The sequence below is a fragment of the Beijerinckia sp. 28-YEA-48 genome (assembly GCF_900104955.1).
Taxonomy (GTDB): Bacteria; Pseudomonadota; Alphaproteobacteria; order Rhizobiales; family Beijerinckiaceae; genus Terripilifer.
The window spans coordinates 859,756-872,432 of sequence record NZ_FNSI01000001.1 but is presented as its reverse complement, the minus strand read 5'-3'; the positions used below and the strand labels follow the sequence as shown (position 1 = coordinate 872,432).

Annotated in this window: 16 protein-coding genes; 11 read left to right on the top strand and 5 right to left on the bottom strand. The window is 61.9% G+C overall.

Translation table 11 applies throughout. The annotated features are described in order from the left end of the window. Positions 1–36: 36 nt before the first annotated feature. Positions 37–678, bottom strand: coding sequence for a TetR/AcrR family transcriptional regulator (locus BLW50_RS04150; RefSeq protein WP_090697861.1), 642 nt, complete (start codon positions 676–678; stop codon positions 37–39). An 81-nt stretch (positions 679–759) separates the two neighbouring features. Here BLW50_RS04150 and BLW50_RS04145 point away from each other — a divergent pair, with 81 nt between their 5' ends. From BLW50_RS04145 to BLW50_RS30600, 3 genes are all read left to right on the top strand, one after another. After that, positions 760–1,371, top strand: coding sequence for an NAD(P)H-dependent oxidoreductase (locus tag BLW50_RS04145; RefSeq protein ID WP_090697858.1), 612 nt, complete (start codon positions 760–762; stop codon positions 1,369–1,371). A gap of 91 nt (positions 1,372–1,462) precedes the next feature. After that, positions 1,463–1,936 (top strand): YaiI/YqxD family protein, encoded by a 474-nt coding sequence (locus BLW50_RS04140; protein ID WP_090697854.1) that lies wholly within the window; start codon positions 1,463–1,465, stop codon positions 1,934–1,936. 163 nt (positions 1,937–2,099) lie between these two features. Further along, positions 2,100–2,267 carry a hypothetical protein gene (locus BLW50_RS30600; RefSeq protein WP_170849975.1) on the top strand — a complete coding sequence of 56 codons (168 nt, stop codon included), beginning with the start codon at positions 2,100–2,102 and terminating at the stop codon, positions 2,265–2,267. Positions 2,268–2,400: 133 nt separating this feature from the next. Here BLW50_RS30600 and BLW50_RS04135 read toward each other — a convergent pair whose 3' ends face one another. From BLW50_RS04135 to BLW50_RS04120, 4 genes are all read right to left on the bottom strand, one after another. Next, positions 2,401–2,769 (bottom strand): PRC-barrel domain-containing protein, encoded by a 369-nt coding sequence (locus tag BLW50_RS04135; RefSeq protein ID WP_210186031.1) that lies wholly within the window; start codon positions 2,767–2,769, stop codon positions 2,401–2,403. 155 nt (positions 2,770–2,924) lie between these two features. Next, positions 2,925–3,749, bottom strand: a complete 825-nt coding sequence (locus tag BLW50_RS04130) for an aspartate dehydrogenase (RefSeq protein ID WP_210186030.1) — start codon at positions 3,747–3,749, stop codon at positions 2,925–2,927. After that, entirely contained in the window at positions 3,749–5,437 is a 1,689-nt protein-coding gene (locus BLW50_RS04125) for a thiamine pyrophosphate-binding protein (protein ID WP_090697845.1), read from the bottom strand. The genes BLW50_RS04130 and BLW50_RS04125 overlap by 1 nt, the downstream gene beginning before the upstream one ends. A 9-nt stretch (positions 5,438–5,446) precedes the next feature. Next, complete coding sequence (locus BLW50_RS04120; RefSeq protein WP_090697840.1) at positions 5,447–6,235, bottom strand: SDR family oxidoreductase; 789 nt, start codon at positions 6,233–6,235, stop codon at positions 5,447–5,449. 335 nt (positions 6,236–6,570) lie between these two features. Between BLW50_RS04120 and BLW50_RS04115 the strand changes: the two genes are divergently transcribed. From BLW50_RS04115 to BLW50_RS04080, 8 genes are all read left to right on the top strand, one after another. Continuing rightward, a complete protein-coding gene (locus BLW50_RS04115; RefSeq protein ID WP_090708672.1) occupies positions 6,571–6,924 on the top strand; it encodes a hypothetical protein in 354 nt (117 codons plus the stop codon). After that, entirely contained in the window at positions 6,924–7,139 is a 216-nt protein-coding gene (locus BLW50_RS04110) for a recombinase-like helix-turn-helix domain-containing protein (protein ID WP_210186029.1), read from the top strand. The genes BLW50_RS04115 and BLW50_RS04110 overlap by 1 nt, the downstream gene beginning before the upstream one ends. A 13-nt stretch (positions 7,140–7,152) precedes the next feature. Then, positions 7,153–8,187 carry an aromatic ring-hydroxylating oxygenase subunit alpha gene (locus BLW50_RS04105; protein WP_090697834.1) on the top strand — a complete coding sequence of 345 codons (1,035 nt, stop codon included), beginning with the start codon at positions 7,153–7,155 and terminating at the stop codon, positions 8,185–8,187. Positions 8,188–8,256: 69 nt separating this feature from the next. After that, positions 8,257–9,222 carry a VOC family protein gene (locus tag BLW50_RS04100; protein ID WP_090708670.1) on the top strand — a complete coding sequence of 322 codons (966 nt, stop codon included), beginning with the start codon at positions 8,257–8,259 and terminating at the stop codon, positions 9,220–9,222. Between the two features lie 5 nt (positions 9,223–9,227). Next, complete coding sequence (locus BLW50_RS04095) at positions 9,228–9,992, top strand: ABC transporter ATP-binding protein (protein WP_090697831.1); 765 nt, start codon at positions 9,228–9,230, stop codon at positions 9,990–9,992. A 23-nt stretch (positions 9,993–10,015) separates the two neighbouring features. Further along, positions 10,016–11,017, top strand: a complete 1,002-nt coding sequence (locus BLW50_RS04090) for an ABC transporter substrate-binding protein (protein ID WP_090697827.1) — start codon at positions 10,016–10,018, stop codon at positions 11,015–11,017. 124 nt (positions 11,018–11,141) lie between these two features. Further along, positions 11,142–11,897 carry an ABC transporter permease gene (locus tag BLW50_RS04085; protein WP_244544132.1) on the top strand — a complete coding sequence of 252 codons (756 nt, stop codon included), beginning with the start codon at positions 11,142–11,144 and terminating at the stop codon, positions 11,895–11,897. 12 nt (positions 11,898–11,909) lie between these two features. After that, positions 11,910–12,668 carry an SDR family oxidoreductase gene (locus BLW50_RS04080; RefSeq protein WP_090697820.1) on the top strand — a complete coding sequence of 253 codons (759 nt, stop codon included), beginning with the start codon at positions 11,910–11,912 and terminating at the stop codon, positions 12,666–12,668. The last annotated feature ends 9 nt before the right edge of the window (positions 12,669–12,677 follow it).

Below are 12,677 nucleotides of genomic sequence, written 5' to 3'. Positions count from 1 at the left end.
AAAAAGAAAGAGAAGCTTGAAGCCGGATACACGGCTTCAAGCACGCTTGCCCGACCGCGCCGTGCTGGCCCCCTGCCTGCCAACCATCGCAACGATCGTCGCCAGCAATTCGTCCTGGGCTTGCACCGGCGTGATATCCCCGGTCGCGGCAGCGTGGGAGAGCGCTTCCGCCGCCCCCAGCATCGCCCACAGTCCGGCCGGTGCAATGGCACCCGCGCTGGCGAAAGGCGCGAGCGCCAAGCGGCATTTTTCGATAAAGGCCTTCTCGTAGTCACGCTTGATCTTCTCAAGCTCCGGCGAACCGGCAAGAGCCGCGATGACGCCGGGAATCTCGCGCCCCTGTAGCAGCACGCAGTCGACATAAGATGAAGCGATGACCGCCGCCCGCCCCGCGAGCGTCGGCGTGCTGGCCGCGAGCGCCACATCCATGAGCGCGTTCTGACGGGCATCGAAATCCTGGTAGAGCGCTGCCAGCAGGCCAGAGCGCGTCTCGAAGTGATCGTAGACGACGGGCTTGGTGACGCCAGCCTGTTCGGCGAGCCGCCCGAGCGTCAAAGCCTCCGTCCCTTCGGCGCACACCAACCGCCAGGCAACTTCGATCAATTGCCGATGCCGATCCTGCCGGGACAGGCGGCGACGCGGACCCTTAGCCTTTTCCAGCGCTTCAGGACTTGACATGATAATATACCATTAGTAACTTACTAAAAGTATATAAGACAGATCACGTGCCGGCAACTGCCGGCAGGAGCGCGTTTCGCCATGCATGCCCTCATCGTCGTCGCCCATCCCGAGCCGCAGTCGCTCACCCACAGCATCGCCAGGCAAGTGGCCGAGGGCCTCTCCTTGTCCGGCCCGGGCCATTCCTATGAAATCGCCGATCTGGCGGCCGAAGCCTTCGATCCGCGCTTCACCGCTGCTGATCTCGCCCTGCACCGTCGTGAGGCAGCGCCTCCCGCCGACGTCGCCGCCGAACAGGCCAGGATCGATCGCGCCGATGCGCTGGTCCTGGTCTATCCGGTCTATTGGTGGTCGATGCCTGGCCTTCTCAAGGGGTGGATCGACCGCGTCTTCGCCAACGGCTGGGCTTACGACGAAGGCCCTGACACCAAGCTGGTCAAGAAGCTGCGCCACCTGAAGGTTCATCTGGTCGCAATCGGTGGCGCGGACCTGCGCACCTATGCGCGGCACGGCTATTTCGGTGCGATGAAAACGCAGATCGATCATGGGATCTTCAATTATTGCGGGGCACCTGTGGTCACCTCCGAACTTCTACCCGGCTCGGACGCCCAGTCACATCTCGACACCGCGCGCACCATTGGCCGCGATCTCTTTGCAGCTTCGAAACAGCGCCTGACGCCGCACGCGGCGTGAGTTGAGCGAGGCTGAAAGAGACGGCGATCTCCCGCCATTAAAATCCCGACCACCTTTCCTCACAGGTCGCGGGATGGCACATTGCCGCCCGATGTCCACTGATTTGCCCGACGCCCCTTCCCGCATCATCATCGACGCCGATGCCTGCCCCGTGAAGGACGAAGTCTATCGCGTCGCCGCCCGGCACAAGCTGCGCGTCTTGATCGTCGCCAACAGCTATATGCAGGTGCCAAGAGATCCGATGATCGAGCGCATTCTCGTGCCCGCCGGCATGGATGCGGCCGACAATTGGATCGCCGACCATGCGACCCCGCGCGATGTGGTCATCACGGCCGATGTGCCGCTCGCGGCGCGCTGCGTGAAGGTTGGCGCTGCCGTCGTGGCGCCGAACGGCCGCGAGTTCACGCCCAGTTCGATCGGCATGGCGCTTGCGACCCGCAATCTGATGCAGGATATGCGCGATGCTGGTGCCGTCACGCGCGGCCCCAAACCCTTTAGTCCACGTGACCGCTCAACCTTCCTATCGACGCTCGACACCATTCTGGTACGGCTGAAGAAGGGCTGACCCGAACGCTATTTCATGATTTGAAAACCATAAGCGGGCGCGACTATCGCAATCTGACGATTTTTTTCTTCTCTTTCGGAGATCAGATTTAAGGACTTTTAAACCGGCTCCCTTAGGAAGCGGTGCGTACAGTTTGTGTACATTTATTGAGTTTGGACCACAGATGATTATCGATTATGCGGATTTCATGTGGATGGCCGGCATCGGCTCGGTACTGATGCTCGGTATTGCCGCGGTCGCGCTTTACGCGCTGCGGCTGCACCTCGTCTCCAAGGCTGAAACCTCGCGGGATCTGTCAACCAACAAGCCCTCCCAACAATCCCAGCTCTAGCGATCAGACGCTCAATTTAATCCATTCGTCAGCGTCCGATCAGCCCTCTGCTCCCTGCTTTTCATAAGCAACGCCGTTGCATCGCGCAGATGCCACGGCGCAATTTTGCTTGGCAGCGGCCTTTCGGCGCGGATCAAAACGGCCAGTACGGCGGCGCCTTATAGGCGCCATGGATGCCTGGCTCTGGTCCACGCTCTTCCCAATGCAGCGGGTCGGCTTGCGTAATCGTCGGCGCCCCTTCGAGCTGTTCTCGTGTCAGGCCAACCACATAGCCGCCCTGCCGCGTGTCGTATTTCAAGCTGTTCCAGGGCAACGGGTGATAGCGCTCGCCAATCGACAGAAAGCCGCCAAACGACATCACCGCATAAGCAATCTTGCCCGACTGCTTGTCGATCATGATGTCGTAGATTTCGCCCAGCGCTTCCCCCGCCGTGTTGAAGACCGGCGTGCCGGTGACTTTTCCCGCCGCGATCAGAGATGTCGTTTCATCAAGAGCGACCATTTCGTCCTCCTGCATTGATGAGAAAGGGTGAGGCGCGGCCGCCTCCCCACCTCAACGCACAAGGGCCGCCCAGGGTTGCCTGCGATTGTGGCAACCCGAGAGCAAATTGCGTTTCGAAACGCAATTTTGCCCCGGGGACTTTGTTTTGGCGCGTCTTAAGGCCGATTCAATTTCAGGTTGTCGAGAATCTGCCGCGCCAGGGCAAAGCCCGTGGTCAGCGATGTCTTGGGATTGTCGGGCGACGGCCGGCCTTCGATCCGCAGCTCGAAATCGACGCTTTTCGACCGCACCGAGATCTCGTGAATGTTGCGGCTGACGGCCGGATCGGCGATCAGACGCACCCGGGTGGCTTCAAATCCCGCCCCCACCAGCGCCACGGTCGCCGCCACATTGGCGTTCTGCGGATAGTCGCGCGCGGCATCGGCCGCGGCGCCCTCGTAGAACACGTGAGCCGATGTCAGCGCCGCAAGGTCGACCACCTTTTCAGCCGGCGATCCCATCCAGGCTTTTGGCGGTTTGCGCGACGTGTAGGTCACCTGATCGAGGCCCGACAGCTTCGCGGCGGCGAGCAGGTCGAGCCCACCAACGGCGCCGGGACACAGATGATAGGAGGCGCCCGAGCTTTGCGCCGCCGTATCGAGCTGACCGCGCAACTCGCTATCGGCCAGCGCGCCCACGGAAGTCACGATCAGATCGGCGCCGCCTTGCAACACTTCGGCGCCATACATCTTCAGTGCACCATGCCCGGCAGCCTCGGCCACCAGCAGCGGTCGATACTGCTGCAACTCCGCCATCGAACCGACCACCAGGCGCTGGCGCGCCAGCCGTCCGCCAAAACTTTCCAGCAGGTCGCGGGCGCGATTGGCGCCCTTTTCCCGTGCCAGGCAGATCACGGCTTCCAGCGGCGACGGCAGGGTGTCCGCCAGGGCGCCGAGCGCCTGGCGGGCAATGCTGCCATATCCGATCAGAGCCAGCCGCATCAGCGCGCGCCGCCCGCCGCACCCGCCGGCGGTCCGCCAAAGGCTTCCGCATAGGGGCCGATCGCGATCATATCGACTTCGAGCATGATCGGGCCGCGCTCCGCCAACGCCTTGTCGAAGGCCGGCTCAAAATCGTCGATCTTGCTGATGCGCACATGGGGCAAGCCCATGGACTTGGCGAGCAGGCCGAAATCAGGCGTGAGCAGATGGCAATAGGCGTGACGATTGCCGTATTGCGCATCCTGAATGTTGGCGATGACGCCATAGGCCTTGTCGTTCATCATCACGATGACCGTATCGCAGGCGTTGTCGACCACCGTGGCGAGCTCGCCGATATTGACCATCGCGCCGCCATCGCCGACGAGCGACACGGTCTTCTTGCCCTGTGCCGCGAAGGTGGCGCCCACCGTCATGGCAATACCCTGGCCGATGCCGCCACCGAGCGCATGGACGCCCAGGTGTGGCGCCGCGAGGCGCACATAGCGGTTGCCGAAGGTGGAATTGCCGATCGTCACGTCGCGCACGAAAGGCAAAGCCTGGGTGTGCACGCGATCGCGCAGCACGTCGGCCAGCTTCTGATAGACACCGAGGCCGCGCGCGACGCCCTCTTCGCCCTTGACGCGGGCGGCGAGAACGGCCGCGGCGAAATCCGCATCGCCACCGACCTTCGCCGGCAGGCGTTGCAGCAGGCCTTCAAGCGCCAGGCTGGCATCACCATGCACGAAGAGATCGATCGGATAGTTGCGGCCACCCTGGCTCGCATCGGCGTCGATCTGCACCAACGGCTTGCCGAGGCGCAGCGCATTGTTGCGGGTTTCGTTGCCGCGCAGGCGCGAACCGATGACGATCATCAGGTCGCAGCGATCGTAGATCTCCTGCGCCTGTGGCGTCATGTTGAAAGCGCCGATGTTGCGCGGATGATCTTCCGGCACGCTGGCGCGGCCATTGGTGCTGGTGGCGGCGCAGAAACCGCGCTCGACCAAAGCCGTCGCAGCGGCTTCGGCGCCACGCGCGCCACCGCCAAGATACAGCATCGGCCGCTTCGCCTTCTTGACCATGTCGGCCAAGAGATCGAGATGATCGGCATCGGGCGCGACGCGCACGACGACCGGCTTGCCGATGCGCGGCGGGATGATCGCCGGCATGCGCTGCACATCGACGGGAATTTCCAGGCTCACCGGCCCCGTCGGCGCGCTCAAGGCCGCCGAGATCGCCGCATGCACCACCGGCACGACGCCATTGGCATCCCACAGACGGAAATAAGCCTTCGACACAGCCTTCAGCATGTCGGGCTGGCGCGGCACGTCATGGATGGCGGCGCGATCGCGATCCATCCAGGGCGTATCGATCTGGGTTGTGATGTGCAGAACCGGCGAACCGGCGGTAAGCGCTTCCACCTGTGAGCCAGCGGCATTGCCGGCCGCCGTGCCCGTGCTGGTGATGACGACACCGACCGAACGCGACACGCGGGCATAGGCATCGGCCATGTTCATGGCGCCGGCTTCGCCGCGCGCTGGCACGAAAGTGATGCGGCCCTGGCGGAAGATCGCATCGAGGATCGGCATGTTGTGAATCGAGATCACGCCAAAGACATGGGTGACGCCGGCTTCGGCCAGCGTGCGGGCGATCAGATCACCGACCGGCTCGTCGCGGGTCGTCGTAGATGATGTTGCGGTTGCGATGTTCATCGCGTCCTCTCAGATGTAGCGGGAAATTCCGCCGGAGATTTCAAGGGAAGCGCCAGTCACATAGCTGGCCGCCGGCGAAGCGAGGAAAACAATGGCGCGCGCCACCTCGTCTGGAAGGCCGAGACGAGCGAAGGGAATGTGTTTCGTCTTGGTCAGTTCGACCATCCATTCGTCACGCGTCTGCGCCTTGTTCTCGCGCGCCTGGAAACGCCGCTCCCACTGACCGGAATCGATCAGGCCGAGCATGACGGAATTGACGCGGATGCGCGGGGCGAACTCGGTCGCCAATGATTTGATGAGGCTTTGCACGCCGGCGCGCGCCGCCGAGGTGCAAACCATATAGGGCTCTGGCTGATAGGCGAGCAGCGAATTGACGGCGAGGATCGCCGCCGCATCGCTCTTCTGCAACAGCGGCTGAAACGCCCGCACCGGATGGATCTGGCTGAAGAATTTAAGATCGAGTTCGGCCCGCCATTGCTCATCGGTGGTCGAGGCGAAGGTCGTCATGCGCCCCTGCCCGGCATTGTTGATGAGAATGTCGGTGCCACCGGCCCATGTCTGCACGGCTGCGGCGAAAGCCTCGACGTCTTCCTTCTTGGTCACATCGCAGCGCTGCGCCATCACCTTGCCGGGAAAGCGCGCCTCGAGATCGGCCAAGGCTTTCGCCAGCCGCGCCTCGTCGCGTCCGCAGATCGCCACCTTCGCACCTTCGTTCAAGAACAAACCGGCCGTCGCCAGGCCGATGCCTGACGTCCCACCGGTCACAACGACGGTGCGCCCCGAAAGCCCCAAATCCATACGACTCTCCTGACCGCTTAGACCTTGTTACGCTTGATTTTCGACAACAGCCGATCCGCTGGACCGCGCAGTGTTGGCAGCTCGATCGCGCGCGCGCCTCCGACGCGTTAGCTCAGCCTTGCAGTGCTGATTCATGACGCAATCTCCTCGTTCTCTGCCGAACACGTGATCACTGCGTGCTCGTTTCGAAAGCATTGGCACATGCACCGCATTCGTCCCGCCAACCACCGGAATTTTATTTTGACAAAGATTACACGACGTTTTAGGTTGTTGCAAATATGAAATGATGTTTCTCTAATGAAACACGCTTTCCACTGTCATCGAGCAGGATGTCCATGGCGAACGAGGGGCGCAGCACGACGAGCGAGACAGCATCGGAAACGATGCTGATGACGGTTTTTCTCCGTCACGATCAATCCAACAATCTCGACGCCGTGCAGACGAAACTGAAAGACGCCGATTGGTGGGAACGGTTTCCGCCGCAGGGCGTGGAAGTCGTCTCCTGGGTCGTCGCCATGGGCTTTGGACAGATCGTCACCCTGCGCCTGCCGCCCTCGAAAATCCCCGCCGTCAACGTCGAACTCGAACGCTCGGCCTGGGGTGTTTTTACAACCGAATGCTATCCGGCCTACGATTTCGTACCGGTGCGCGAGATGATCAAAGAACGTGTGCGTAAAGGAGGCAAATGATGGATCAGTATCTGAACCCCCATCAGACCCGAGACCACGAGCCGACCGATTATGAAAATCTCCTCGGCGACGGCATCGAGAAAGCTTATGCTGCCGGCATTCATGATCTGCCCAGCATCTGCGAGATGCTCAACAATGACTGCGTCCCCTCGCCGAATGGCTCGCCTTGGACGCCGGAACTGTTCCAGCAGGAAATGAAGCGCCTCGGCGCGTAATTAGGAGAGTGAAATGGCCGCCGTTTCCGATATCGCCGTTGAAAAGCTTCTCTCCGTCGGGCCCCGCAACCAGTGGTATGCGATCTGCCCGACGCATTTCGTCACTGAAAAAGCTCTGTCCCTGCGTCGCTGCGGTTATCGCATGGTTTTATGGCGCGGCATTGACGGAACGCCCTATGCGCTCGAAGACCGCTGCCCGCATCGTGGCGTGCCGCTCTCCTGCGGCATCCTGATGGGCGATCGCATTGCCTGTGGTTATCACGGCGTGCAAGTGAACAAGGACGGCGTCGCCGTCGTCGTTCCCGGCGCTCCCGGCAGCAAGCTTGAAGGCTCGAAGGCGACCAAATCCTTCCCATTGCAGGAACGCGCTGGCGTCATCTTCGCCTATGTCGGCGACGAGCTGCATCAAGAGCCGCCGGAACTGGTCCTGCCGGAAGAACTAACCTCGCCCGAGTTCAGCGCCTTCCTCTGCTATGCCGAATGGAACGGCGACTATCGCTATGTCATCGACAATGTGATGGACCCGATGCATGGCACCTTCCTGCACAAGCAGTCCCATTCCATGTCGTTTGGCGACACCCAGGCCAACTTCCGCATCCGAGACACCGAAGCCGGTTTCGTTTTCGAGAAGGAAGGCCAGCGCAACGTCAATTTCGATTGGACCGAATACGGCCAGACCGGCACGTCGTGGCTGCGTCTCGAAATCCCCTATCCCAAGACCGGCGGTCCGGGCGGCAACTTCCACATCATCGGCTCCTACACGCCGATTTCCGAAGGCAAGTCCGTGGTCATCCACTGGCGTTGCCGTAAGGTCGACAGCTGGCAGCGTGACACCTGGCGCTTCCTCTATAAGAACCGCCTCGAAGCGCGCCATTGGCACGTGCTCGAACAGGATCGCACCATGCTCGAAGCGTGCGACCCCGACGCCAACAAGCATGAGAACCTCTACGCCCACGACATGGGTCTCGTGCGCCTGCGCCGCGTCATGAAGAACCAGGCGGCCCAGCAGCTCAACGCCCTGGCCGAAGCCGGCCGACAGGTCGCCTGACACGCTGATTGAGGTGGCGGCGCTCCGGTGCCGCCAACTTCGCCGCAGCCCGAACATCTGGAGTTGACCGTGAGTATATCTGGCATCGACCGCGTGACGTACGGCGTTGAGGACATCGCCCTCTGCCGTCGCTTTTTCCTCGATTGGGGCCTGTCGCTGGTACGCGATTCCGAGACAGCGCTCGACTTCGAGACCCTCAATGGCTGCGAGGTCTTCGTCCGCCTGCATGACGACCCCGCCCTGCCGCCGGCGATCGAAGCCGGGCCGACCGTGCGCGAAGTGATCTGGAGCGCCGAGAACGACGCCGACATCGCCGCCAGCCGCGAAAAGATGCGGGCAGCGCCGGGTTTCCGCGAAGCCGACGGCACTTTGTTCTGCACCGATCCCAACGGTCTCGCTGTTGGCGTCCGCGTCAGCCGCAAGCGCGCCATCGACGTGCATGGCGGCCAGACCAACACCTGGGACAAGGCCTCGCGGGTCAATGAGCCCAGCGCGGCTTACGATCATGCGACGCCGATCGAAGTCGGCCATGTGGTGTTCTTCACCAAGAATCTCGACGAGACGACCAAGTTCTACGAGGACATCGGCTTCTGCATGTCGGATCGCTATCCCGGTCGCGGCCACTTCCTGCGCACCGCACCGCGCGGCGGCCACCACGACATGTTCCTGTTGCAGACGCCGGAAGGTAAGCCTGGCCTCAACCACGTCGCCTTCGCTGTGCGCGACATTCATGAAGTATTCGGCGGCGGCATGCATATGTCGCGGCTCGGTTGGGATACCCAGCTTGGACCGGGCAAGCATCCGATCTCCTCGGCCTTCTTCTGGTACTTCCAGAATCCGGCCGGCTCCCTCATCGAATATTACGCCGACGAGGACGTGCTGACCGAAGAGTGGAAGACCCGCGACTTCGTGCCTGGCCCTGACCTCTTCGCCGAATGGGCGATCTCCGGTGGCATCGACGGCAAGACTCGCCGCCAGAAGAGCGCCAGCACGCCTGCCCCCGATGGCAAGTTCATCACCGAGAAGCGGAGCTGACAGCGATGGCGCAGATCCGCCTCGAATGCCGCAATGTGGCCAAGCGCTTTGGCACCATCACCGCCGTGCAGAATCTCAACTTCAAGATTGCCGATGGTGAAGTGGTCTCGCTGATCGGCCCATCGGGCTGCGGCAAGAGCACCCTGCTCAACATGGGCTCGGGCCTTGATCCGGCAAGCGAAGGTGAAGTTCTCGTCGATGGCGAGAAGGTGATAAAGCCGAACGAACATGTCGCTTTCATGCTGCAGAAGGATCTGCTGCTGCCCTGGCGCACTATCCGTCAGAATGTCGAGTTCGGCCTGGAAATCCGTGGCGTTCCCGCTTCGGAGCGGAAGGTGATCTCGCTCAATCTGCTGCGCAAGTGCCGCCTGCCGGATTTCGCCGACAGCTACCCGCACCAGCTGTCGGGCGGCATGCGCCAGCGCGCGGCGCTCGCCCGCACGCTCGCCGTCGATCCCGCCGTGCTCTTGATGGACGAACCGTTCTCGGCGCTCGACGCGCAGACCAAAATGGTATTGCAGCAGGACCTCGGCCGCACTCTGGCTGAAACCGGCAAGACGACCTTGTTCGTCACGCACGATCTCGTCGAAGCCATCGCTTTGTCGGATCGTGTTCTGGTGATGAGCCAGCGCCCCGGCACGATCATCGAAGAAATCGTCATCGATATTCCCGGCCGGGAAAATCCGATGGAACGCCGCAAGAGCCCGAAAACGGGCCCCTATATTGCACAACTAATGAGTCTTCTGAACATCGGCGAAGACGTTCATTGAAAAATCAAAACAGGAGAAGGGTCATGAATTCGCGTCGCAAGATTCTTGCATTGACTTTCGCCGGCCTCGCCGGTTCCTTCGGCCTCGCTGGCACCCAAAGCGCAATGGCGCAGGCGCCGCTTCAAGACATTACCTATCTCCTGCCCGCTCCGGGCTCCCTGCCGGCTTTCGGCCCGTGGATGGTCGCCAAGCAGCGCGGCTATTTTTCCGATGAAGGCCTCAACGTGAACTTCCAGGTGGCGCGCGGCGGCGTCGATGTCGCCAAACAGGTCGGCGCCGGCAATGCGATCGTTGGCGGCGCCATCGGCGACACGCCGATCATCGTGCGCAGCAATGGCGTGCCGGTGAAGGCGATCGCGGTGATCGGCGGCCGGGCGCTGATGCAGCTCGCCGTCAACAAGGACAAGGGCATCAACTCGGTCAAGGATCTGAAGGGCAAGACCATCACGGTTCTCGCCTATCAGGACACGACCTTCTTCGCCCTCCTCGGCATGCTCGCCACCCAGGGCATGACCAAGAACGACGTCAACGCCCAGGCCGTCGGCCCCGTCAACATCTGGAAGCTGTTCGCCGCTGGCCAGTCCGACGCAATGGCCGGCACGCCGGAATGGACCATCCAGGCCCGCAAGGAAGCGCCGAAGATGAACATCGAGTCCATCCCGTCGGACACCGTGTTCAAGAGCATGGCCCAGGCCATCGTCGCTTCCGACGAGACCATCCAGAAGAACCCGGAACTGCTGCGCAAGATCGTGCGCGCCACCCTCAAGGGCATGAAGGCGCTCATGGATGATCCGGCGGCCGCGGCTGTCGACTATGCCAAGGCGGTTCCGGAATTCGCCGGCAAGGAAGCCGATCTGACGGAAATCTTCAAGGCTTACGACACCCTGGTCTATCCGGGTCAGAAGGTGTTGGGCGAAATGGATGAGTCCCGCCTCTCGGCGCTTCAGGATTTCTACCTGAAGGAAGGCATCATCGAGAAGACGACGCCGGTGAAGGATCTCTACACCAACCAGTTCCTGCAGTAGCACAAGAGCGGGATGCGGAAATCTTCGCGTCCCGCGCTCGTTGTTTTGAAATCGATCAGACGGTCTAGGCCGGTGGGGTTAAAAGATGGGTAGCGAACTCAGCAATCCTTCCACGCAGCGAATGATGCTTGCCAGTTTTGTGTTGGCAATCGCCTTCCTCGCCGCTTGGGAATGGGGCCCGCGCGCGCTGGGCATTCCGCAATTCATCATCCCACCGGCTTCCCAAGTCTGGGACGAGTTCCTGAAGATGCTGACGCGTGATCGCCTGATGTATCACACAGGCATCACCGCCATGCAGGTGGTTGTCGGCTTCGTGCTCGGCATGATCCTCGGCATGGCGGTCGGCTTCGTCCTCGGCATGTCGCCGACGGCGGAATTCGTCCTCTCGCCTTACATCCTGGCCTTGCAGATCGCACCGAAAGTGGCTTTTGCGCCGCTCTTCGTCATCTGGTTCGGCTATACGGTCTATCCAAAGATTCTCGTGGCGATATTGATCGTGTTCTTTCCAATTATGATCAATGTGCTGGGCGCGGTGCGCGCCATCGACCCCGACATCGTCCGCCTGGCCCGCTCCTTCAACGCCAGCAAGGTGCAGATCTTCCGCAAGATCGAATTCCCGGCTTCGCTGCCGCCGTTCTTCGCTGGCCTGCGTATCGCAGCGACGCTCGCGGTCATCGGCGTCCTCGTCGGCGAACTCGTCGGTGGCAACCAGGGCCTTGGCTATCTGCTGACCTTCGGCGAAGGCGCCGGCAATACGCCGATGGTCTTCGTCACCATCATCATGCTGACTATCATCGGCATCGTGCTCTATGGCGCGATCGTGTTGATTGAAAACCGTGTGCTGCATTGGCTGCCCGGCCGCGCCCGTCGCGCGTCGTAGGAGAGGCCTAAAATGGAGCTGACTGGACGTCGTATCGTCGTCACGGGTGCTGGACGCGGCCTCGGCCGCGCCTTTGCCGAAGCTTGCGTCGCTGCCGGCGCTGAAACCGTTATCGTCGCCGACATCGACGTGAAACTGGGCGAAGCCTGCGCGGCGGATCTGCGCCAGCGTGGCGCCGACGTGCAGTTCATCGCCTATGACCAGTCGCAACCGCAGTCGATCGAGGCCTTCGGCAAGGCGCTGGCGGAGCGCTTCGACCGCATCGACGGCCTCGTCAACAATGCGGCCCTGGCCACCGGCATCGGCGGCGTGCCCTATGACGAGATCGAGATCGCCACGTTCGACCGCGTCATGGCGATCAATGTGCGGGGCGTCTGGCTGGTCATCAAGGCGCTGGCGCCCCTGCTGAAGAAATCCACCCTCGGCGGCCGCATCGTCAATGTCGCCTCCGACACCGCCATGTGGGGCGCACCGAACCTTCTGCATTATGTCGCCAGCAAAGGCGCCATCATCTCCATGACGCGCTCGCTATCGCGTGAACTCGGCCCCGACGGCATTTCCGTCAACGCCATCGCGCCCGGCATCGTCATCAGCGAATCCACCGAATATGTGCCGCAGGAGCGGCATGATCTTTACGTCAACAATCGCGCCATCCCGCGCCAGCAGATGCCGGAAGACGTCACCGGCCCTGTCGTTTACCTGCTCGGGCCCGGCGCCGGTTTCGTCACCGGCCAGCTCGTTCCGGTGAACGGCGGCTTTGTCATGAATTGAAGTGAGTGC